This is a genomic window from Citrobacter sp. C13 (assembly GCF_014596815.2).
In the GTDB taxonomy this organism is placed as follows: Bacteria; Pseudomonadota; Gammaproteobacteria; order Enterobacterales; family Enterobacteriaceae; genus Citrobacter; species Citrobacter portucalensis.
Window position 1 is genome coordinate 2486860 of record NZ_CP115024.1, and the last position, 20777, is coordinate 2507636.

The window sequence follows — 20777 nt, forward strand, 5'->3', positions numbered from 1 at the left end:
AATTCTCATTAAGTCGACTTTTAAGATGTCATTGTGTTGAATTATAAAATTTAATATTGGATGAAATTTAACACGACATCATTCCTGATGCCTGATTATGCTATTAGCATAAATCAATACAGTGTGATAGCTGACCCTACGTTTAGTAAAGAACGCCCCCTCCAAACAGGTAATGCAATGAAAAAAAATATAATTTTTCTCTCCGGGATGATTTTTTCGTCAGTCGGTCACGCCAGTGCGCTCTACTTCTATGAAGTCGGAACGGAGGATACCGCACTGGCTGGTGCAGGGCAGGCCGCTCGTGCTCAGGATGCCTCTACGCTGTTAACGAACCCTGCGGGGATGACCCGTTTACCTGACCATATGGTCAGCGGAGGGTTACAGGCGATGGGCGGAGATATTCCCTATACGCTGAACAATACGACAGATGGAAGGCAAAGCCCCGGTAATGTAATGACGCTTTTCCCCAATGCCAGCATGTTTTATACGCAACGGCTGAGTGATACCGTTTCTGCCGGTTTGGGTTTGTACGGCAACTATGGGTTAGGTATCGACTTCGGCAACTGGGCAGGGGATCGGTTAATTAAACAAAGTACCATGGTTGCGATGACGCTGAGTCCCGCCGTTGCATGGAAACTAAGTGATAAGGTGTCGGTTGGCGCAGCTGCAGGGCTAAACTATGGTTTTCTGTCGCTAAGCAGAGATGTCGATGGCCACGATGAGAAACAAAGCGATCATGATTGGGCGATGAATTACCACCTTGGCTTATTAATGGATTTAACCGACAAAACGCGGGCGGGAGTAACCTGGACCAGCAAGACTGATTATCATTTCAATATTGACGGGACGGCACGTTTCCCCAATATACCTAATATTGGATATGATCTGCCAATCTCCACACAGGTCCGTGCTCCGCAGCAGGTGATGTTTAGTCTGGTTCACGATATCAACAGTCAATGGTCAGTGATGGGCGATCTTGGCTGGCAGGACTGGAGCCAGTTTGGCAGCCCGCAGATTACAATAAATGGTCAGCAAAGCGATCGTGATAATCGTCTGAAAGATACATGGCATACAGCGCTGGGCGTGCAATATCATCCCGATGAGCAGTGGCGCATTAATGCCGGTATTGCCTATGACAGTTCACCGTACAAATCGCAAAGTGATGTAGCGCTTTCGATGCCAACCGGCGATGAATGGCGACTTGCCACCGGTGCACAGTACCAGATTACGCCAGCCAGCAATATTGGCGTTGCCGTTGAGTATTTGCACATGCAGTCGTCTAACGTCAAATCTGATATCTTTGCAGGCCAGTATAAAAAACCGTGGTTATGGTTTGCTAGCGTCAACTATAGCTATCAATTCTAGCGCCGTTATTCCCGATTAACTATCTCACGCATTGTTAATAGTCACCATGGCGGATTATCTATCCGACAGTGTCTGGTAACCGTCTGCTGGTGGTCTTATCACACACGCTCGTTTAAATAAAAATAAATTTCTACTTTTATTATTGAGCAATTTATGGTTTTAATATGAATCTGTACTACCTTCATGGAATATAGGTAAAAGCATATTGTTTTCAATCTAAATAATACAGGTTTGATTATGCAAATTTCACCTCCGGTACGCCCAGAACAAAGCATACAACGCTTAATGCAAGCACTTGAACCGATTGCAGAAAAGATGAAGGTTGTGCCGCGGCGGCGTATCATGTGGAAATACAAGAATAAGCCTCAACTCTACCTTTTTTTGCAAGGGGAGCTGTCTATTTTACGTTCTTCTGATGGTCTGTTAATCGTGACCGTCTATGAACCCCATCTGTTCGGTATTGCCGAAATGATCCAACCGGTACACGGCCATTTATTGCGCGCTGAAGCTGAGTCAACATTATTACGCGTCGATGCCGATAAAGCACGAGAACTCTTTCATCAACAAGGCTTGTGGGAAGATGCGGCGGCAGTGCTTTCATATCATACGGGCTATCTCTTTTATCGTGATGATTTAGTCGTACAGCAGCGTACTTATTCAGTGATACGTAACCACCTCGAAGAGATGATTTTGTTGCCGGAAGAGACGCGCACGCGAGTCTCTATTTTAGATTATATTCAGGATCGGACCCACTTATCGCGCAGCAGTGTTTTAAATGTTGTATCTGCGTTAAAAAAAGGAGGGTATATTGATTTTGAACGCGGAGGGTATCTTACTTCCATCAATAAATTGCCTGAGCGATTTTAAATAAACCCACAAACAAGTTACAAATCGATTATCTAAATTTAATATTCTATTGTTGTGGTATGCCATATATCAATCGTAAGAAATCCTCCTCATCATTTTCTGAGGAGGATTTCTTGTTATTCAATAAGAGAGTTCACGGACTGATTAATGCTTAACAGTCCTGTTTGATTATGCTCCTTATAATAAAAATTGTTCATTTGCTGCATTTGTTCGAGCTTGGTTAAAGAAGCATAAACCTGGTATGCCTGGCTATGAACGTCAAACATCTCTCTTGGCTTAACCTCATGAAGATATTCATTTTTTAATGAACTCGCGACGTTTTCAATTTGCTGTTTATTATCTTGATATAAGGACAGGGATGCCGAGTCACTACTTGATTTTGACTCGGGTTGTGCCTGAACAACAGGGATCACCATTTTATTGATTTTAACAACTTTTTCTGGGGGAGAAGTATTACAGCCAGAAAGTATCCCAACGATGAGAAGTAGATAGAGAGTGCGCATATATAGTGTTCTAAAGACAATGGATGCCAGCCATTATCTTTTTATACAGTCAGGTGTCTACAGCTATTTTGTTTAAATAAAAACAAAAGGAAATTTAAAATTAAATGCCATTGCATTACATTGTTTCATAAGACCATGTTAGCCTACGAGCATTAGATCATAGAAACCTGATAAGTACAGTATTACGGAAGCTTCTCAACAATCAGAACTGCAGGATTTCTTTCTTCTGGATAATATATTATTAGCGAGGATTTATGAAACTTAATAAACTAGTAAGTTATCTGACTTTAGCTAGCGTGTGTTCAACATCATTAATATCACTACCTGTATTGGCACAGGAAGGAGCAAAAGATGCGACTGCTCAGACCAAAAGTGCGAATGACGCCTTATATGGTCAATTGCCATTCACTGATAAAACCGATTTTATGAACGCACATAAAGGTTTTATTGCTCCGCTTCCCAGTGAATTGATTAAAGGGAAGCAGGGAAATGTTGTCTGGGACCCTCAGCAATATGCCTTTATCAAAGAGGGCGAAAAAGCCCCCGACACGGTTAATCCAAGCCTGTGGCGTCAGTCGCAGTTGATCAATATTGGCGGTTTGTTCCAGGTCACTGATGGCGTGTATCAAATCCGTAATCTTGATCTCTCGAATATGACAATTATGGAAGGGAAAGAGGGTATTACGGTCATTGATCCGCTGGTATCTGCAGAAACCGCGAAAGTGGGAATGGACCTTTATTATAAGAATCGCGGTAAAAGACCCGTTGTTGCCGTCATTTATACGCACAGCCATGTTGACCACTACGGTGGTGTCCGCGGCGTGATTGATGAAGCGGATGTGAAATCCGGTAAAGTGAAGGTATATGCACCGGCTGGTTTTATGAAGGAAGCTGTATCTGAAAATATTATGGCAGGTAACGCCATGAGTCGCCGAGCTAGTTACATGTATGGCAATCTGTTGAAACCGGATGCAAAAGGTCAGGTCGGTGCGGGTCTGGGGACGACAACCTCCGCCGGTACGGTCACGCTGATTGAACCCACTAACTATATTACCCACACCGGGCAGAAAGAAGTTATCGACGGTCTAACCTATGATTTCATGATGGCGCCGGGATCGGAAGCACCTTCTGAAATGCTGTGGTATGTAGAAGAGAAGGGAATGATCGAAGCTGCAGAGGATGTCACCCATACGCTGCATAACACTTATTCATTACGTGGCGCGAAGATCCGCGATCCGCTGGCATGGTCAAAATATATCAATGACGTTATTGGCCGCTGGGGGGGAAAGGCAAACATTATTATTGCTCAGCATCACTGGCCGACCTGGGGTAATGAAAATGTGGTGAAGTTAATGAAAAGTCAGCGTGATATGTACCGTTACATCAACGATCAGACGCTGCGCATGGCTAACCAGGGGCTGACCCGTGACGAAATCGCCGCTAACTTCAAACTGCCGCCTGGTCTGGAAAAATCATGGGCCAGCCGCGGATACTATGGTTCTGTCAGCCATGATGTGAAAGCAACGTATGTCTTTTACCTCGGCTGGTTCAACGGTAATCCGGCAACACTGAATGAATTACCGCCCGTTGATGCCGCGAAGAAATATGTCGATTATATGGGCGGCGCCGATGCAATCATGCAAAAAGCGAAAACTGATTACGCCCAAGGCAATTACCGTTGGGTGGCGCAAGTCACTAACAATATCGTCTTTGCTGATCCGAGCAATAGAGAAGCCCGTAATCTGGAAGCAGATGCCCTTGAGCAAATGGGTTATCAGGCTGAGTCCGGTCCATGGCGTAATTTTTATCTGACTGGTGCACAAGAATTACGCAACGGTGTGGTGAAAGGCGCGACACCAAATACCGACAGCCCGGATACCGTTAAAGCCATGTCACCTGGGATGTTCTTTGATTATCTCGCGGTACATATTAACGGAGAAAAAGCGGCAAATGCGCAGGCAGTCTTCAACGTCGATTTAGGTGCTGACGGCGGTAAATACAAACTGGAACTGGAAAACGGTGTTCTTAACCATAGCGCTGATACACAGGCCAGCAATGCTGACGCCTCCATTACGCTTAACCGTGCAACGTTGAACAAAATCATTCTCAAGGAAGAATCGCTGAAACAGGCAGAAGAGAAGGGTGATGTACAAATTTCCGGCAATCATGCCAAGCTTGATGAGTTCCTCGGGTATTTAGATAGCTTTGATTTCTGGTTTAACATGGTAACGCCTTAACTGTAGAGACAAACCATGCCATAACCCGCCAGCACTGGCGGGTTTTTTATTGTTGCTTATCAGAGTATTGAGTTGAACGATGCTGTATAGCAGTTGCTATACATAAGCCTTATGATATGCTTGTAAAGCAATTGCTATACAAGAGGCTTAATAATGAAATCAGATGTCCAGCTCAACCTTAGAGCTAAAGAATCCCAACGCGCGCTTATTGATGCGGCCGCAGAGATTCTACATAAATCGCGTACAGACTTTATTCTGGAAATGGCCTGCCAGGCGGCAGAGAACGTCATTCTCGATCGCCGAGTGTTTAATTTTAATGATGAACAATACGCTGAGTTTATCGAGATGCTTGATGCTCCGGTTGCCGAAGATCCCGCTATCAGGAAGCTACTGGCAAGGAAACCACAGTGGGATTTGTAACCGCACCGGAACCACTAACTCACATTCATCAATTAGCGGAATTTGTCAGCGGAGAAATTGTTCTCGATGATTGGTTAAAGCAAAAAGGGCTAAAAAATCAGGCTCTCGGCGCAGCCAGGACGTTTGTTGTCTGCAAAACAGACACGCGACAAGTCGCTGGCTTTTATTCACTGGCCACAGGTAGCGTCAACCACACAGAAGCAACAGGCAATCTTCGGCGTAACATGCCAGATCCAATCCCCGTAATTATCCTTGCCAGATTGGCCGTAGATCTTTCTGTTCGTGGAAAAGGGTTAGGGGCCGATCTGCTTCACGATGCGGTACTGCGGTGTTACAAAGTGGCAGAAAATATTGGCGTGCGTGCCGTTATGGTACATGCGCTCACAGACGAAGCTAAACGTTTTTATCTTCACCACGGATTCAAAGCATCTCAACTGCAGGAACGAACTCTGTCCCTCAGGCTTTCATGATTGTAATGAGCAGAGGAGGTCAATGGCCAAACGTGGGCCACATGGAGTCTCAACTGAGTACGCAGCAATTGCATTTAACATAATATACATTATGCGCACTAACATAGATAAAGGCGGAATCTGCTGTTTTATGGTCATCCTTGTGCTGCTCAATAATGACGCCTCAAAACTCTTTCAAGCGCAGTTGCCTCAACAGCGCTAACAGTTTTGGATGATGGCTCTCGACTACAGCTGGTTATGCAGTACCGTTTTACGTTCCGCCACCGCCAAACGCGCTCATGGCCGGGGGAATAAACTGCCCATCAACCTGTCGTCCCTTGCCATGCAGAAACAGACCGAACAGGCCGCCGCCATAACCAACGGCCGGTTCGGTAATAACCAGCGGAATCGGTAGAAAACCGTACGGGTTTTCTTGTAAATAACGGCTCATGTCCACCATGCCGTCTTCAGGTTCGATAAGCCCTGTCGCCATAGCGCGCCAGCACAGCAGAGGAATTAGCAGAAAAAGCCAACGCATTACAGCACCAGTCCCACCAGACCAGCCACCGTTTTCACCGCCGACAGCGCCAGCCAGCCGCTGTTATACTGATCGCTCAATGCAGACCGCAGCGCCTCCATGCGCGCCAGTACGCGCTGCGCCGCCTGGTCGAGCGTAAGATCGTCTCCTTCGTCGAGATCACCTTGTGTCAGCAACATCACCGGTTTACCGTTCATCACGATAAGCCTTCCCGGCTGGTTATAACGCGTGACCGACACAACCTGTAGCGGTTCGCGAACATCGGCTTCAGTGAAATTTCGTAGCGTATTGCGGATGCGCAGCACCCGCTCTTCTGGCGTGGTAAGGCCGAATTTCGCCTGGAGCATGACAATCGGTTGATGAAAAATATAAACCGTCCGCGCGCGTTCCTTTTCGGTGGGCTCCTGACGAGGTTCCGCCGCATATGTGTTAACAACCAAAGAGGAAAGAAAGCACATTAAAAAAGCGATCACAATCCTGTTCATATTCGCCACCGAAAACGCGAGAATTATCGTTATTATTCAAAAAGCCAACGCAAATTTGATTGCTTTTTTAGCATAGACCAGCCTTTCACTTACGCAATGTTAGTGAGAATGAGATCTTCATTTGATGTGAAAGATGACATTTCTCTGGGAAGGCTCTTATCTTCATCGTCGCTAATTTGAAATGCATATCTCTGACCAAAAGTACATAGTCTCAATTATTACGTCATGAGATTCTGTCTTTAGTAGCTTTCATTTAAAAATATAAAGCCGCACATCTGTGATTTTTAAGCAATGGTATGTAATCGTTCGTTATATACTGAACCAGGTGACTTCACTTACTTTCAGAAATACGATAATAAAATTGAGTACATATCGGACAATGCGAAACAAAAAAAGCAAAACCATCCTACGCTTCGCGCTCTTGCTACTAATTGCGCTAAACCTCGTATCGACTAAAGGACGCTATCTTGCTCATCAGAATCATCATCGTAATGATCGCATTTGCTGGAAATTCAGTGCTTTGCCGACTCGCATTGAAGGGGATGCATGCTGATGCTATTTCATTCAGCAGCATCAGATTGATAAGTGGCGCAATTGCCCTTTTTTTATTTATCGCGATAACATCTGACAGCAGAAAATTTGAGTTCAAGTGGTTAAATGCCCTGCTCCTTTGCATCTATGTTTTTTCATTCTCCATTGCCTATGTTTCTCTTAGCACCGGCGCGGGTGCCCTGCTGCTCTTTGGTACCGTTCAGCTCGTCATGACGGTATGGGGAATAGCCCAGGGAGAGAAACTCGTAATTTTAAAAATAACAGGAATACTCGGGGCATTGGCTGGAATAGCGATTTTGCTATTTCCTGGTGTGGAGCGTCCTTCCTTTTATGCCGCAATAATGATGGTTATTGCTGGGTTAGCCTGGGCTTTCTACAGTATCACAGGGAAGAAAATCACGGATGCTGCTGCCTCAACCGGGGGGAATTTCATCCTGGCAATCCCGGTCGCATTGATTATTCCTCTGTTCTTCCGCTCTCATCTTCATATTGATATATATGGATTAGTTCTGGGCGTGCTTTCTGGTGCAATTACATCGGGAGGTGCATATCTGCTCTGGTATTCATTGCTCCCCTTACTCCGGTCCACAACGGCCAGTACTATTCAACTCAGCGTACCTTGTCTGGCCACTCTCGGTGGGATCATATTTTTGGGCGAAACGCTCACCGTCAGAATCCTTCTCGCAAGCGTCATTATTTTGGCTGGAATTGGCTTAGTTATTTTCTCTGATATGAGAAAAGGAGCAAAATAGACTGATTAATTATCGGCAAAGACGATACAGAACATGTTGTGCCAATCGATGATCTGGCGGCAACGCGGGGTGCACAAACTCTTCTGTTTTATTCATACCAATTCGTATCATCAGATCCTCTGACGGTTTATTCAGCACAGAAGTAAATGAAACGACTTCATTTAGCGCCAGTACGTCAAAAGCAAATGTAAGACTCGCTTGCGCGGCTTCTAACGCCAGACCCTGGTGCCAGTATGCTTTAGCAAGGCGCCAGCCTATTTCGGTGCAGGGTGAAAAATGAAATTTATCAGGTTGTGGATGTAACCCCACACAGCCCACAAACTGGTGTGTTTCTTTTAGCTCTACGGCCCAAAATCCCCAGCCGCGCTCTGCAATACCTTCACTAAATCTATCGGCCAGGTTATCGCTTTCAGCTTTCTCTAGCGGCGCGGGGAAAAAGCGCATCACGTCAGAATCGGCATTGAGTGCAGCAAAAGGGGCCCGGTCTTTAGCCTCCCATTGTCGTAATATCAACCTTGATGTTTCCAGCATATTCCTGCCCTTATCATTCATTTTCATATAATCTTCTAAAATAAGTGGCTCATCGGCAAGGTCTTATACCGTCCTTTTCCGACTTTTCCTCTCATACTGGAGATTTATACATGGCCGACTGGAACCCTTCGCTTTATCTGCAATATGCAACTGAACGTTCAAGACCCGCAGCAGAATTACTCAGCCGTGTGGCGTTAGAAAATGTCCGCTCAGTTGTTGATCTTGGTTGTGGTCCGGGAAACAGTACGGCATTGCTGCATCAGCGCTGGCCTACGGCAAAGACAACAGGTGTCGATTCTTCACCTGCTATGCTGAATGAAGCGCGCAACGCATTACCTGACTGCCATTTTATCGAAGCGGATATTAGCCAGTTTAAGCCCGAGCATCCCGTGGATCTGCTTTATGCAAATGCGTCGTTACAGTGGGTGCCCGATCACTATGACTTATTCCCACATTTGGTCTCACAACTCGGTCACAACGGCGTTCTGGCCGTGCAAATGCCGGATAACTGGCTGGAGCCCACGCATGTACTGATGCGCGAAGTGGCTTATGAACAAGATTACCCCGACCGGGGGCGTGCTCCGCTTCCTGGCGTTCACGCCTACTATGATATTTTGACCGAAGCGGGTTGTGATGTGGATATCTGGCGTACAACGTATTATCACATTATGGATTCGCATCAGGCGATTATCGACTGGGTAAGCTCAACGGGACTCCGCCCCTGGCTGCAGGATTTGAGCGAAAGCGAGCAACGTCATTACCTGGCTCGCTACCATGAACTGCTCCAGGAACAATATCCGTTGCAGGAAAACGGCAATATTTTGCTGGCATTTCCGCGGTTGTTTATTGTTGCCAGACGCAATAGTTAAGCGTTTATCATCAGACAGATCACAGGACTGGGCTACCGAGTATGCGCGCCCTCGCCTTTTTATCATAAGGATCTAGTGGCTATGTCAGGCATCTGCTAGTGTCTTGCCACATGTTTCTGACGGGAGTTGTTATGTCTAAAGTCTACATTGGTGGGTGTCTGTGTGGCTCGATCCGTTTCACAGCCAGCAGTCCTAATAATTCCCATACCTGCTCCTGCGATATATGCCGGAAACATACTGGTGCCCCGACCGTCGTCTGGATTGAGTTTGATGCAGAAAATGTAGAATGGACGGGAAAAGCCGGAAAACCGACAACCTGGCGCTCATCTGAAACCACCAGTCGGGCTTTTTGCCCTCAGTGCGGGAGTTCCGTGGGCGCCATCGATGACGCTCCGGTCATTGCGCTTTTAGCCGGCGCTTTTGACGATCCTAATGATGAAGATCTGGCGCCGGAGTTTCATTCGTTTTCTGATATGCGGCCAGCATGGTGGGAAACAGAACGAAACTAAGTTAGTTGGTAATGTTTATCCGGCATATGTTTTGCTGGCACATTGGTTTCATCGTTCATTTGCAGTAAATCGATTTCGATTGCATTGCAAATCGCATCCAGCGGCAGGTCATTGTTCTCAGTACCAAACGGATCTTCAAGCTCTTCCGCAAGCGCATCGAGCGAGATAAAAGTATAGGAAATAAGCACTGAAATAAACGGCGTCATGTAGTGAAGATCCACCACTAACGCGAATGGCAGCATGATACAAAACAGATAAACAGTGCGATGAAGGATCAAAGTATAAGCAAACGGCACTGGCGTATTCGCAATTCGCTCACAACCTGCCAGTACTGCCGACATATCATTTAATCTGTTGTTTAAACTATGAAATAATATATCGGACAGCTGTCCATCACGTCTGCGCACGGCCAACCACTCCCCCATCAGCAACAAAATGCGGTTTGCTGGCGATTGTGCGGAAAATACCGTCTGCAGATCTTTCTCGCTGAGATATTTCGCCAACGGCTCTGCCTGTGGGTTTCGACGTAACGTCATGCGTAAACAGTGGGCAAATGCGATTTGCAGACGAACAAACTGCCCCAGTTCGGCGTCATCCGGTAAGGTGGTTTTCACCTCGCGAAGTAGTGATCGGGAAGCAATCATCAACTGCCCCCACAGGTGTCGGGCTTCGACATAACGTGAATAGCAGGCGTTATTGCGAAAACCTAAAAAGATAGCAATCGCCACGCCCAGAATACTGAACGGTGCCAGGGTAAATTTGATACCCAACATCGTATACCAGGGCAACATGATGATAACGGCGATGGAGAGCAGGAAGTTCAGCAGCAGTCGTGAAAATATTTTAGATAATACGGAACCATGCCAGACGAATATCAGGCTCAGCCAGTGTTGTTGGGGACGAACGATCATGGTTATCTTCGGGAAAATGTGAAATCCGTCACATTAGACGCGATAGCGATCAATGTTGCAAGTTAATCGCAACATTATCCCAACAACTTTTGTTCTGCTTAAAATGAAGCCGCACCTAAGTCACAGACCGGGTTTATGATATAAACCACACAGTATGTTGTAACTAATGTATATCAAGAAAAAACCCGGCCTGAGCCGGGTTGTCGGTAGTCGTCTTAGCACAGTGGCTTAACGGCTTCACGCATACCTTTTGCCAGAATGGTATCCAGATCGGTAGAGACCTGTTCCACCAGTCCAGAAACCTGCGTCAGATCTTGTTCCCAGTGTTTATACGGGTGCGGAACTTGGTCATGCCATTCAGGGCAATAGACAGCAGCTGATGTTTTATATACGGGTTGCAGAATCGACCGGTTACCGCGCTGGCAAAAGAAGCTAACTCATCACGTGGCAAATCCAGTACCGGAATGATCTCTTCATAGATCGCTTTCTCCACGAAAGCACAAATCTCAGCGTCATTCATCGAATCACCTACGGTGTCCAACCCTGCCTGCCAGGCAACAGGGACCAGCGCGGTGTGAGCACCGTTGAGAATCGCCACTTTGCGCTCTTTGTACGGTTTGATGTCATCCACGATCAGGACATTCAGCGGATACTTATCCAGACGTAGTTCTGCGGCTAATGACTTCGGCCCCTGAATGACAAACAGATAGAAATGTTCTGCGGTATCGAGGAAAGCATCATGATAGCCCAGTTCAGCTTCGAGCTTAGCTACCTCATCACGCGGATAGCCGGTAACAATACGGTCCACCAGCGTGGAGCAAAATGCATTGGCCTGATCCAGCCACTGAATAAACGCTTCCGGCAGCGCCCATTCCTGAGCGTAGCGCAGAACCAGTTCACGCAGCGCATCACCGTTATAGTCAATCAGTTCGCAAGGGATGATAATCCAGCCTTTATCCAATGCGCCGTTAAAATAGCTGAAGCGTTCGAACAGCAGACGCGTCAGTTTAGCCGGATAACTAACCGCTGGCGCGTCGTCAAACTTATCGCCCGCGTGGTAACTGATACCTGCTTCCGTGGTGTTAGAGAACACAAAACGCATATCAGGATTATGCGCCAGCTTCAGGAACTCATCGTATTCGCTATAGACGCTGATTTCACGGTTAACTGAACGAATTAGACGGGCATCACTGACGGCCTCGCCCTTCTCATTCAAACCACGAATGATAGTGGTATAGAGGCCATCCTGCGTACTCAGCGATGGCGGGAAGGAACTTTCGATAGGACGAACAATGACCACACCAGCGTTCAGATCGGTATGTTCGTTGAGCAGATCTACCTGCCAGTCTACAAAGGCGCGCAGGAAGTTTCCTTCACCAAACTGAATAATGCGTTCAGGATACTGAGCACCGGGGAAATCGCGACGATTTAGTGTTTGCACAATGGGTTCCCTTTATGATTAGTCATACAACCTGATTGAATTGGTCCAATAGGTTAGCAAACTTTGATACATTGAAACCCTGTTTTGATCAATCCCCGGCGACAAATTAGAGCGTTTTGTAGAAAAGTGTGGTTCCGGTCAGCGTCCCATCGGGCATTTGGGCATAGTCAGGTATCACCCCTACCTTTTTCCACCCACAATTGTGGTAGAACAACTCCGCACCACTGCCCGTCGCCGTATCAAGCACCAGCAGCGTTTTACCTTGTTGACGCGCGCAACTTTCCAGTTCGTTCATCAATTCACGGGCCAGGCCACCGCGTCGCGCTGAGGGGTGAACCAGCAGTTTGGCGACATCAGCACGATGAGGTTGATTTTCGGGTTGATCGATAATGAGTTGGACGGTACCGACAAGCACCCCCTGCGCATTCTGCATACCAAGAACGATCCGTTCTCCGCGAGAAACACTTTGCGCGACCTTCATCCAGAAAGGCTCTGATTTTTCGCGATTAAAGGGCAGCATAAAACTGATGGAGGCGCCGTCATTGACGCACTGTTCAAGAACATCGCTGAGCTCGTCGATTCGCGACAGAATCTGTGTTGCGCTCAGCACAAAGCAGGGTTTGCCGGAAGCCATGGTTTCTCCTTAGATTGACCCCTTCATACTGCTTTTAACAATTACACAACACAAGGGGGCATATCATAGGATAATGTTATCTATGGCTTATTCATTTGGAGCACTAACCAGTGGTAAATAATCGTGACAACGTAACGTTGCTGTTCATCGTTTAGCGCTACACCCTGAGGTATATCATGCCATTTCGCCAGACACCCTCGACAGCACGTCGCCGTAGCATGTTGAGCGATAAATACCGGGTGACCACGCATAGGAGTCTGTTTACCATCATTGGCGGGAAACGCAGGTGCCAGTCGTTTAGTTATAAAATCCGCAGCATGTTGTTCGATAACTGGCGCCCCTTTATCCAGACAATACTGCCTTTCTTTCTGACCAAGACGAAACCGCGAGCGAAACGTTGATTTCGCCAGCCGGGCAAAAAGAGGATCGAGCGTTTTCATCAGTAAACCGAGCGCCCCAGCTGTTGTGTTAATTGTTCCAGCACGGCGATACCGGCCAGTGAATTTCCCGCCGGATCCAGTTCCGGACTCCAGACAGCAATCGCCATCTCGTGTGGCACGATCGCCACGATGCCGCCGCCGACGCCAGATTTCGCCGGAAGCCCAACCCGCCAGGCAAATTCCCCTGCGTTCTGATACATGCCGCTGGTCGCCATCAGCGCATTGATCTGCCGGGCCTGCATTGGTGTGACCACTGGCTCCGCAAGATGAAAGGCATGCCCTTGATTTGCCAAAAAGACAAAAGTCCGCGCCAGTTCCACACAGCTCATTTTCAGCGCGCAGTAGTGAAAATAGTTCTGCAAAACGGTGGGCACGTCATGGTGAAAATTGCCGAAGGATTTCATCAGCCAGGCAATAGCGGCGTTACGCGCCGAGTGCTCAAACTCCGATCGCGCGACCGTCGCATCATAGGCGATATCCGAAACGCCGCTTAATGCCCGCACCACTTCCAGCATCCGTTGACGAGGTGCGCTTAGACGCCCTTGCAGCATATCGCAAACCACCAGCGCCCCGGCATTAATAAAGGGGTTGCGAGGGATACCCTGCTCCATTTCCAGCTGCACCAGGGAGTTAAATGGATGACCGGAAGGATCTTTGCCGACGCGCTGCCAGATCTCCTCTTCCTGATAGTGACGCATCGCCACGACCAGACTGAGCACCTTTGAAATTGACTGAATAGAAAAACGTTCTTGCGCATCTCCCGCCTGATAGTGCTGCCCATCAACGGTACAGATAGCAATACCCAGTTTTGAACCGTCGACGGAGGCTAATGCCGGAATGTAATCAGCGACTTTACCCTGACCAATCAGCGGACGAACCTGCTGCACAATGGTCTCTAAAATTGAATTGTCCATGGCCCTGGCCACAACATGCTCCTTGCTCGCAGGTATGAAAGGCCTGCGAGTATAACAGAGCTGAATACGCAACGTCAGGCCGGAAGGCGGAATCTGGCCACGGCCTGCATAAGCTGGTTAGATTCATGGTGAAGCTGTAAGGAAGAATCAGATGCAGCATTCACCAAATCACTGGTTTGTCGGGCTTCGCCGTTCAGGACATGGAGCTGACGGGTTAACTGGTGAATACTGTTCCCCTGATTTAACGTTGCAGTCGAAATATCGTTCAGTAACGCGCCGAGGTTTTCCACCAGTGCGATAACCTGCTGCAAATTCTTATCCAGTCCGTTAACCGCGTGAAAGCCCTCTTCAATGCCCTGTAACGAGTGTTTAATCAGTGTCTGAATGTTTTGCGTAGACTGACCGCTTTTTCGCGCCAGCAGCCCAACTTCTTTCGCAACCACGGCAAACCCGCGCCCTTGCTCCCCGGCATGTGCTGCCTCGATTGCGGCGTTGAGAGCCAGGATATTTGTCTGAAATGCAATGTTGTCGATAAGCGTTGTAATCCCTCGCATTTCAGACGAGCGAGTCACAATCGCCTGCATTGACGCATTTACCGTCGCCATCATTCGGTCTCCACCTGCCGCAATATCACGCGCCTGCACTGCGCGTTGATTCGCCAGTTCAGCAAAGCCACTGTTATCCTCAACATGCGTTTCCAGAACCGAAATATGCGATGTCACAGTGCTCAACTCTTCACTTTGTTTTGCCGACTGCTGGTATAGCTGTTTATTGTTCTGCGCAAGTTCGTTGATATTTCCTACCATTGCGGTGGTGGCATCATTCACCTGCCGTACCAGCGCGCAGAGCCCCTGCTGCATTGCAGCAATACGCGAACTTAATTGCGTCACTTCCCGATTAAACTGACTTACCTGCGGGGCTGGCCGGGAAAGATCACCCGCCGCTAAAATATCGATATGATCGATCAGCCGTCGCAGCGGCATAATCACCCAACGGAACATACTACGCCAGACCAGAAAGGCGATAACCACCAGTACCAGAGGAATAAACAAAAATAGATTCTGTAAACGCTCAAGACTGGTCAACAGCTGCTGACGCCCAGCTTCCGCATGTCGCCCACTGCCCTGCTGAAAGCGCGCGTAATTACCGTTAAAGTCTGTCTGAAAGGCCTGCACGGGTACGGCAAAAAATGCATCAATAGAACCTGACTGCATCAGCCCGTCCGCCTGCTCCTTAATACCGCTATAAAAACGCTGATAGCTCTCCGTTAGATCCGGATCCGACTGCGGCTTCATATCCCGCCAGGCCTCCCATGCACTTTTTGACTGCGCCAGCGTCCGATACGCCTCTTCCATTAACGGACGCCAACTCCCGTCCGATCCGGTGGCGGCATCCTGCATAAAATAAATCCCCGCACGGTTAAGTAAATCGCTGGCAGATAATAACGCCACCCGCGCTTCATCAACCTTTGCCTGCTGCAAAAGCGCGAGTTGATTACGCCCTTCATTCTGCTGTGCGTCACTGACTGAGGCCGAGAGCATCAAGGAGGACACGACCTGCAAAACAGAGAACAGCGCAATAATGCAAAAAATGCCGGTTAACAGACCGAACTGACGGGGTATTAGACGATGGGAAATTTGCGTTATGTTCATATTACTCTTCTGTATCAAAGCGTTAGTCGCGAGTGTACGGAGAGTAAATGACAGAAAAATTGCAGAAATAAGACAGGTGCCCCCAGCGGAGGCACCCACACCATCAAAGGCGGTTTTTCCAGACGGTCTGCACGTTACAAAACTCATGCAGGCCAAAGTGAGAAAGTTCGCGGCCAAAGCCACTTTTCTTCACACCACCAAACGCAACGCGAGCATCGCTGGCGCTGTAACCATTGATAAATACGCCACCACACTCCAGGCGTGACGCCATCTTCTGCGCCAGCGCTTCATCCGCAGTAAACACCGTGGCGGATAAGCCGAAATCACTGTCATTCGCCAGCGCTAAGGCATGTTCAGCATTCTTCGCCACGGTAATTGCCGCAACCGGACCAAACAGCTCCTGGCGGAACGCCGTCATTTCCGGAGTGACATCGCCCAGTACCGTCACGGCATAGTAATTGCCCTGACCCGCAATTTTTTCCCCGCCGAGCAGTAACCGTGCCCCTTCGGCAAGGGTGGCTTCTACCTGCTGGTGTAGCTCATCACGCAGATCAAATCGCGCCATCGGCCCCAGATCGTTTTCTTCGTTTAGCGGATCGCCCATTTTGAGCGCACTCGCAGCGGCCACAAAGCGTGAAGTAAATTCTGCCGCAATCCCTTCTTCGATAATAAAGCGCTTGGCTGCCGCACAAACCTGCCCTGTGTTCTGATAACGCCCAGCGACCGCCGCCTTAACGGCCAGATCGAGGTCAGCATCATTGAGGACAATAAACGGATCGGAGCCGCCCAGTTCAAGCACACATTTTTTCAGCGCGGCACCCGCCTGGGCGCCAATCGCCGCACCGGCACGTACGCTTCCCGTTACCGTTATCGCCGCGATACGCGGGTCATTGATCATCTGACTGACCCCGGCGTTATCGGCATTCACCCAACCGTAAACCCCCGCGGGTACACCAGCATCAGCGAAAACCTGCGCAATAATTGCAGCACAGCCGGTTACGTTAGGCGCATGCTTTAACAGATAGCCATTTCCGGCCAACAGAATCGGGACGGCACCTCGCATTACCTGCCAGAGCGGGAAGTTCCACGGCATGATCGCCAGAATGGTTCCTAGCGGACGATACTCAATCACCGCCTGGTTATTCTCCACCAGCGTGGGTTCCGGATTGAGCATCGCCGGTCCATGCTCGGCGTACCAGTCACACAATGCAGCTGACTTGACGACTTCAGCACGCGCCTGCTTAATGGGTTTACCCATTTCACGTGAGATACACTCCGCCATCTCTTCCGCACGATGGCGCAGAGCTTGCCCGATCTGGCGCAGCGTTTGCGCACGGTGCTCAACGGAAGTATGTTTCCATTCGTTATAGCCATTCGCGGCAAGGTTCAGCGCATGATCAATCTCTTCCGCGCTGGCCCACGGCGTTGCCGTCAGCCTTTCACCGCTGGCAGGGTCAATGGAAATCGCATGTGTTGCTGCTGTGATAGTCATAAGTGCCTCTCTTTATCGCAGGGTATGGTTATATCATGAGCATATTTACTCTTTCTGAAAAATGAATAATATTAACCATACCATTCACGAATAGAGAATATTATGGATCTGACGCAGTTGGAAATGTTCAATGCCGTCGCGGAGACTGGCAGTATTACGCAGGCCGCCGCGAAGGTGCATCGCGTGCCATCCAATCTCACCACCCGTATACGTCAGCTTGAAGCCGACCTGGGTGTTGATCTGTTTATTCGTGAAAACCAGCGCCTGCGGCTTTCCCCATCCGGGCACAACTTTTTGCGCTACAGCCAGCGGATCCTGGCACTGGTTGAGGAAGCCAGGATGGTCGTCGCCGGGGATGAGCCGCAAGGACTCTTCTCTCTCGGCTCGCTTGAAAGTACAGCAGCAGTTCGCATCCCCGCCACGCTGGCTGAATATAACCAGCGTTACCCCAAAATTCAGTTCGCGCTGGCGACAGGTCCTTCAGGCACAATGCTGGACGGCGTGCTCGACGGTACATTGAACGCTGCCTTTGTCGATGGTCCAATTACCCATCCGGGACTTGAAGGAATGCCGGTCTACCGTGAAGAGATGATGATTGTCACGCCTAACGGTCATCCCCCCATTAAGCGGGCCAGTGACGTCAACGGTTGCAGTATTTACGCCTTTCGCGCCAACTGTTCCTATCGCCGCCATTTTGAAAGCTGGTTTCATGCCGATCGCGCCATGCCCGGCACCATTCATGAAATGGAGTCATATCACGGCATGCTGGCCTGCGTCATTGCCGGCGCGGGTATCGCACTGATCCCGCGTTCGATGCTGGAGAGCATGCCAGGGCATCATCAGGTCAACGCCTGGCCGCTAAGCGAGAACTGGCGCTGGCTGAATACATGGCTGGTCTGGCGCAGAGGTGCAATGACACGTCAGCTGGAAGCGTTTATTGAGGTGTTGAACCCTCAGTTATCACAGAGCGCGGAGTAACTGGCGCTCCTCAAAGAACATGAATACCTGTAAATCCGGGTGAAGTCATACGCCCGGAATTTCATTATTATTGAAATAGTTAAAAATACGAGGAATGTTCGGCAGCAAATTGTGGCGCCCTGCCAATGAAATGAGATCCGCATCACAAAATGATTGTATTTTCGCCAGCAAACGTTTTAAGATCGTGGCCTTACCTTTTCGCAGCTAATCCTCTTATTTGATATGACAACAGACACTGTTTCCCGCAAGGTCGCGTGGCTACGGGTAGTTACGCTTGCCATTGCCGGTTTTATTTTCAATACCACAGAGTTTGTCCCTGTCGGCTTGCTGTCCGACATCGCACAAAGCTTCAATATGCAGACTGCTCAGGTCGGGATCATGCTGACGATCTACGCCTGGGTTGTCGCCCTGATGTCGCTCCCTTTTATGTTACTTACCAGTCAGGTGGAGCGCCGAAAACTGCTGATCTGTCTGTTTGTTGTGTTTATCGCCAGTCATATTCTCTCTTTCCTGGCATGGGATTTTACCGTGCTGGTAATTAGCCGTATTGGTATTGCCTTTGCGCACGCTATTTTCTGGTCGATCACCGCATCGCTGGCGATCCGCCTGGCTCCTGCCGGTAAACGTGCACAGGCTCTCAGCCTGATTGCCACCGGCACCGCGCTGGCTATGGTATTGGGTCTGCCCATCGGGCGCATTGTCGGTCAGTATTTTGGCTGGCGCACCACCTTCTTCGCCATCGGCATGGGGGCGTTAGTTACCCTGCTTTGCCTGATTAAGCTCCTGCCCAAACTACCCAGTGAGCACTCCGGCTCTTTAAAAAGCCTGCCGGTGTTATTCCATCGTCCGGCATTGATGAGTCTGTATCTACTGACGGTGATTGTGGTCACCGCACATTACACGGCCTACAGCTATATCGAGCCGTTTGTGCAGACCGTCGCGGGTCTGAGCGCAAACTTTGCTACCGTGCTGTTGCTGGTTCTGGGTGGCGCGGGAATTGTCGGTAGCGTCATTTTCGGTAAGCTGGGGAATCTGCATGCTTCCGTACTGATTAGCAGTGCCATTGCCCTGTTGACGGTATGCCTGGTGTTGTTACTTCCCGCTGCTGACAGCGAAATGCACCTTGCTATCCTGAGTATTTTCTGGGGTGTCGCCATCATGCTGATAGGTCTGGGTATGCAGGTGAAAGTGCTGGCGCTTGCTCCTGATGCGACTGACGTCGCAATGGCACTGTTCTCAGGCATCTTTAATATCGGTATTGGCGCTGGCGCGCTGGTAGGCAATCAGGTGAGTTTGCAGTGGTCAATGTCTACGATTGGTTACGTCGGCGCAGTGCCTGCCGTGGTGGCGTTGATATGGTCGGTGATTATCTTTCGTAAATGGCCGGTATCGCTGGAAGAACAGCCTCAGCATTCGTAAAAAATGAGCCCGGTAGACATTACCGATTACCGGGCACAGTGTTCTAAGCGTAGGTTTTAATAATTTCCAGCACGCCGTTAATAATAAACTGCACGCCCATACACACCAGCAAGAAGCCCATCAGACGAGAAATCGCTTCGATACCACCTTTGCCGACCAGGCGCATGATCCCCCCGGAACTGCGCAAACAGCCCCACAGGATAATCCCGACAACCGCAAAAATAATCGGCGGCGCGATCATGATCACCCAGTCCGGAAATTCGGAGCCATGGCGCACGGTTGACGCGGAACTGATGATCATCGCAATCGTCCCCGGACCGGCAGTGCTTGGCATAGCCAGCGGTACAAAGGCGATATTGGCAGTCGGCTCGTCTTCCAGCTCTTCTGACTTGCTTCTCGCTTCCGGAGAATCATGCGCCTTCTGCTGCGGAAACAGCATCCGAAAGCCGATAAACGCAACGATTAACCCACCCGCAATACGGAGTCCTGGAATCGAAATCCCGAAGGTATTCATCACCAGTTGCCCGGCATAGTACGCCACCATCATGATGGCAAACACGTAAACAGATGCCATGAGTGACTGACGGTTACGCTCTGCGCTGTTCATGTTGCCAGCAAGGCCAAGGAACAACGCCACGGTGGTTAACGGGTTTGCCAACGGTAACAGGACTACCAGCCCCAGCCCTATTGCTTTAAACAAGTCCATCATAATGTCATCTTTCCTGTGCGTTAATCGTCAACGGCAAGTATACGGTGAAATCCAGAAGATAAGCCATTTTCGCGATGTAAGGATTCATTTTTCATCTGCACGTATAAACC

At 49.0% G+C, this 20777-nt stretch carries 19 protein-coding genes and 3 pseudogenes; 10 read left to right on the top strand and 12 right to left on the bottom strand.

Annotation, left to right across the window (positions count from 1 at the left end; translation table 11 throughout):
* The first annotated feature begins 177 nt into the window (after positions 1–177).
* Positions 178–1365, top strand: a complete 1188-nt coding sequence (locus tag IB222_RS11830) for an outer membrane protein transport protein (protein ID WP_149384264.1) — start codon at positions 178–180, stop codon at positions 1363–1365.
* 237 nt (positions 1366–1602) lie between these two features.
* The gene (locus tag IB222_RS11835; protein ID WP_003832974.1) at positions 1603–2232 is read left to right on the top strand and encodes a winged helix-turn-helix transcriptional regulator; all 630 of its coding nucleotides are present in this window, start codon (positions 1603–1605) and stop codon (positions 2230–2232) included.
* 116 nt (positions 2233–2348) lie between these two features.
* On the opposite strand, the gene IB222_RS11840 is transcribed toward IB222_RS11835, so the two are convergent.
* The gene (locus IB222_RS11840; RefSeq protein ID WP_063941972.1) at positions 2349–2735 is read right to left on the bottom strand and encodes a hypothetical protein; all 387 of its coding nucleotides are present in this window, start codon (positions 2733–2735) and stop codon (positions 2349–2351) included.
* 254 nt (positions 2736–2989) lie between these two features.
* On the opposite strand from IB222_RS11840, the gene IB222_RS11845 reads away from it, so the two are divergent.
* The 3 genes from IB222_RS11845 to IB222_RS11855 all read left to right on the top strand — a co-directional run bounded on the left by IB222_RS11845 (position 2990) and on the right by IB222_RS11855 (position 5862).
* Positions 2990–4972 carry an alkyl sulfatase dimerization domain-containing protein gene (locus tag IB222_RS11845; RefSeq protein WP_149384265.1) on the top strand — a complete coding sequence of 661 codons (1983 nt, stop codon included), beginning with the start codon at positions 2990–2992 and terminating at the stop codon, positions 4970–4972.
* 153 nt (positions 4973–5125) lie between these two features.
* Positions 5126–5392 (top strand): DUF1778 domain-containing protein, encoded by a 267-nt coding sequence (locus tag IB222_RS11850; RefSeq protein WP_008784769.1) that lies wholly within the window; start codon positions 5126–5128, stop codon positions 5390–5392.
* Complete coding sequence (locus IB222_RS11855; protein ID WP_149384266.1) at positions 5380–5862, top strand: GNAT family N-acetyltransferase; 483 nt, start codon at positions 5380–5382, stop codon at positions 5860–5862. The genes IB222_RS11850 and IB222_RS11855 overlap by 13 nt, the downstream gene beginning before the upstream one ends.
* A gap of 253 nt (positions 5863–6115) precedes the next feature.
* Here the strand turns inward: IB222_RS11855 and IB222_RS11860 are convergent.
* Positions 6116–6334: pseudogene (locus tag IB222_RS11860) on the bottom strand (glyceraldehyde-3-phosphate dehydrogenase); the annotation flags it as partial.
* A 47-nt stretch (positions 6335–6381) separates the two neighbouring features.
* Positions 6382–6864: pseudogene (locus tag IB222_RS11865) on the bottom strand (mechanosensitive ion channel protein MscS); the annotation flags it as partial.
* A 491-nt stretch (positions 6865–7355) separates the two neighbouring features.
* Here IB222_RS11865 and IB222_RS11870 point away from each other — a divergent pair.
* Positions 7356–8168, top strand: a complete 813-nt coding sequence (locus tag IB222_RS11870; protein WP_072025572.1) for a DMT family transporter — start codon at positions 7356–7358, stop codon at positions 8166–8168.
* A 9-nt stretch (positions 8169–8177) separates the two neighbouring features.
* On the opposite strand, the gene IB222_RS11875 is transcribed toward IB222_RS11870, so the two are convergent.
* The gene (locus IB222_RS11875; protein ID WP_149384293.1) at positions 8178–8699 is read right to left on the bottom strand and encodes a GNAT family N-acetyltransferase; all 522 of its coding nucleotides are present in this window, start codon (positions 8697–8699) and stop codon (positions 8178–8180) included.
* Positions 8700–8809: 110 nt separating this feature from the next.
* Between IB222_RS11875 and tam the strand changes: the two genes are divergently transcribed.
* The gene (gene tam, locus IB222_RS11880; RefSeq protein WP_126318110.1) at positions 8810–9568 is read left to right on the top strand and encodes a trans-aconitate 2-methyltransferase; all 759 of its coding nucleotides are present in this window, start codon (positions 8810–8812) and stop codon (positions 9566–9568) included.
* Positions 9569–9699: 131 nt separating this feature from the next.
* On the top strand, positions 9700–10077 hold the full coding sequence (locus IB222_RS11885; RefSeq protein ID WP_003832953.1) for a GFA family protein: 378 nt from the start codon (positions 9700–9702) through the stop codon (positions 10075–10077).
* Here the strand turns inward: IB222_RS11885 and IB222_RS11890 are convergent.
* The 7 genes and pseudogenes from IB222_RS11890 to sad all read right to left on the bottom strand — a co-directional run bounded on the left by IB222_RS11890 (position 10074) and on the right by sad (position 17561).
* Positions 10074–10988, bottom strand: a complete 915-nt coding sequence (locus IB222_RS11890; protein WP_149384268.1) for a bestrophin family protein — start codon at positions 10986–10988, stop codon at positions 10074–10076. The genes IB222_RS11885 and IB222_RS11890 overlap by 4 nt on opposite strands.
* A 215-nt stretch (positions 10989–11203) precedes the next feature.
* A pseudogene (locus IB222_RS11895) lies at positions 11204–12429 on the bottom strand (tagaturonate reductase).
* A 106-nt stretch (positions 12430–12535) separates the two neighbouring features.
* A complete protein-coding gene (locus tag IB222_RS11900) occupies positions 12536–13063 on the bottom strand; it encodes a GNAT family N-acetyltransferase (protein ID WP_149384269.1) in 528 nt (175 codons plus the stop codon).
* An 80-nt stretch (positions 13064–13143) separates the two neighbouring features.
* Positions 13144–13503: a DUF4186 domain-containing protein gene (locus tag IB222_RS11905; RefSeq protein ID WP_149384270.1), complete on the bottom strand. Its 360-nt coding sequence runs from the start codon at positions 13501–13503 to the stop codon at positions 13144–13146.
* Positions 13503–14429 (bottom strand): glutaminase B, encoded by a 927-nt coding sequence (gene glsB, locus IB222_RS11910; protein ID WP_003832944.1) that lies wholly within the window; start codon positions 14427–14429, stop codon positions 13503–13505. The genes IB222_RS11905 and glsB overlap by 1 nt, the downstream gene beginning before the upstream one ends.
* 62 nt (positions 14430–14491) lie before the next feature.
* Positions 14492–16069: a methyl-accepting chemotaxis protein gene (locus tag IB222_RS11915; protein ID WP_149384271.1), complete on the bottom strand. Its 1578-nt coding sequence runs from the start codon at positions 16067–16069 to the stop codon at positions 14492–14494.
* Positions 16070–16172: 103 nt separating this feature from the next.
* Positions 16173–17561, bottom strand: coding sequence for a succinate-semialdehyde dehydrogenase (sad, locus tag IB222_RS11920; RefSeq protein WP_149384272.1), 1389 nt, complete (start codon positions 17559–17561; stop codon positions 16173–16175).
* 102 nt (positions 17562–17663) lie between these two features.
* On the opposite strand from sad, the gene IB222_RS11925 reads away from it, so the two are divergent.
* A complete protein-coding gene (locus IB222_RS11925) occupies positions 17664–18539 on the top strand; it encodes a LysR family transcriptional regulator (RefSeq protein WP_149384273.1) in 876 nt (291 codons plus the stop codon).
* A 222-nt stretch (positions 18540–18761) separates the two neighbouring features.
* Positions 18762–19958, top strand: coding sequence for a sugar transporter (locus tag IB222_RS11930; RefSeq protein ID WP_149384274.1), 1197 nt, complete (start codon positions 18762–18764; stop codon positions 19956–19958).
* Between the two features lie 43 nt (positions 19959–20001).
* Here IB222_RS11930 and IB222_RS11935 read toward each other — a convergent pair whose 3' ends face one another.
* Complete coding sequence (locus tag IB222_RS11935) at positions 20002–20667, bottom strand: MarC family NAAT transporter (RefSeq protein ID WP_063941584.1); 666 nt, start codon at positions 20665–20667, stop codon at positions 20002–20004.
* Positions 20668–20777: the final 110 nt, after the last annotated feature.

Excerpts from the sequence above, each read along its gene's own strand:
- IB222_RS11900 (WP_149384269.1), bottom strand. The coding sequence starts at position 13,063 with ATGGCTTCCGGCAAACCCTGCTTTGTGCTGAGCGCAACACAGATTCTG.
- IB222_RS11875 (WP_149384293.1), bottom strand. The coding sequence starts at position 8,699 with ATGCTGGAAACATCAAGGTTGATATTACGACAATGGGAGGCTAAAGAC.
- IB222_RS11890 (WP_149384268.1), bottom strand. The coding sequence starts at position 10,988 with ATGATCGTTCGTCCCCAACAACACTGGCTGAGCCTGATATTCGTCTGG.
- IB222_RS11930 (WP_149384274.1), top strand. The coding sequence starts at position 18,762 with ATGACAACAGACACTGTTTCCCGCAAGGTCGCGTGGCTACGGGTAGTT.
- IB222_RS11870 (WP_072025572.1), top strand. The coding sequence starts at position 7,356 with ATGATCGCATTTGCTGGAAATTCAGTGCTTTGCCGACTCGCATTGAAG.
- IB222_RS11835 (WP_003832974.1), top strand. The coding sequence starts at position 1,603 with ATGCAAATTTCACCTCCGGTACGCCCAGAACAAAGCATACAACGCTTA.
- IB222_RS11915 (WP_149384271.1), bottom strand. The coding sequence starts at position 16,069 with ATGAACATAACGCAAATTTCCCATCGTCTAATACCCCGTCAGTTCGGT.
- sad (WP_149384272.1), bottom strand. The coding sequence starts at position 17,561 with ATGACTATCACAGCAGCAACACATGCGATTTCCATTGACCCTGCCAGC.
- IB222_RS11840 (WP_063941972.1), bottom strand. The coding sequence starts at position 2,735 with ATGCGCACTCTCTATCTACTTCTCATCGTTGGGATACTTTCTGGCTGT.
- IB222_RS11925 (WP_149384273.1), top strand. The coding sequence starts at position 17,664 with ATGGATCTGACGCAGTTGGAAATGTTCAATGCCGTCGCGGAGACTGGC.
- tam (WP_126318110.1), top strand. The coding sequence starts at position 8,810 with ATGGCCGACTGGAACCCTTCGCTTTATCTGCAATATGCAACTGAACGT.
- IB222_RS11850 (WP_008784769.1), top strand. The coding sequence starts at position 5,126 with ATGAAATCAGATGTCCAGCTCAACCTTAGAGCTAAAGAATCCCAACGC.
- IB222_RS11830 (WP_149384264.1), top strand. The coding sequence starts at position 178 with ATGAAAAAAAATATAATTTTTCTCTCCGGGATGATTTTTTCGTCAGTC.
- IB222_RS11845 (WP_149384265.1), top strand. The coding sequence starts at position 2,990 with ATGAAACTTAATAAACTAGTAAGTTATCTGACTTTAGCTAGCGTGTGT.
- IB222_RS11885 (WP_003832953.1), top strand. The coding sequence starts at position 9,700 with ATGTCTAAAGTCTACATTGGTGGGTGTCTGTGTGGCTCGATCCGTTTC.
- IB222_RS11905 (WP_149384270.1), bottom strand. The coding sequence starts at position 13,503 with ATGAAAACGCTCGATCCTCTTTTTGCCCGGCTGGCGAAATCAACGTTT.
- IB222_RS11935 (WP_063941584.1), bottom strand. The coding sequence starts at position 20,667 with ATGATGGACTTGTTTAAAGCAATAGGGCTGGGGCTGGTAGTCCTGTTA.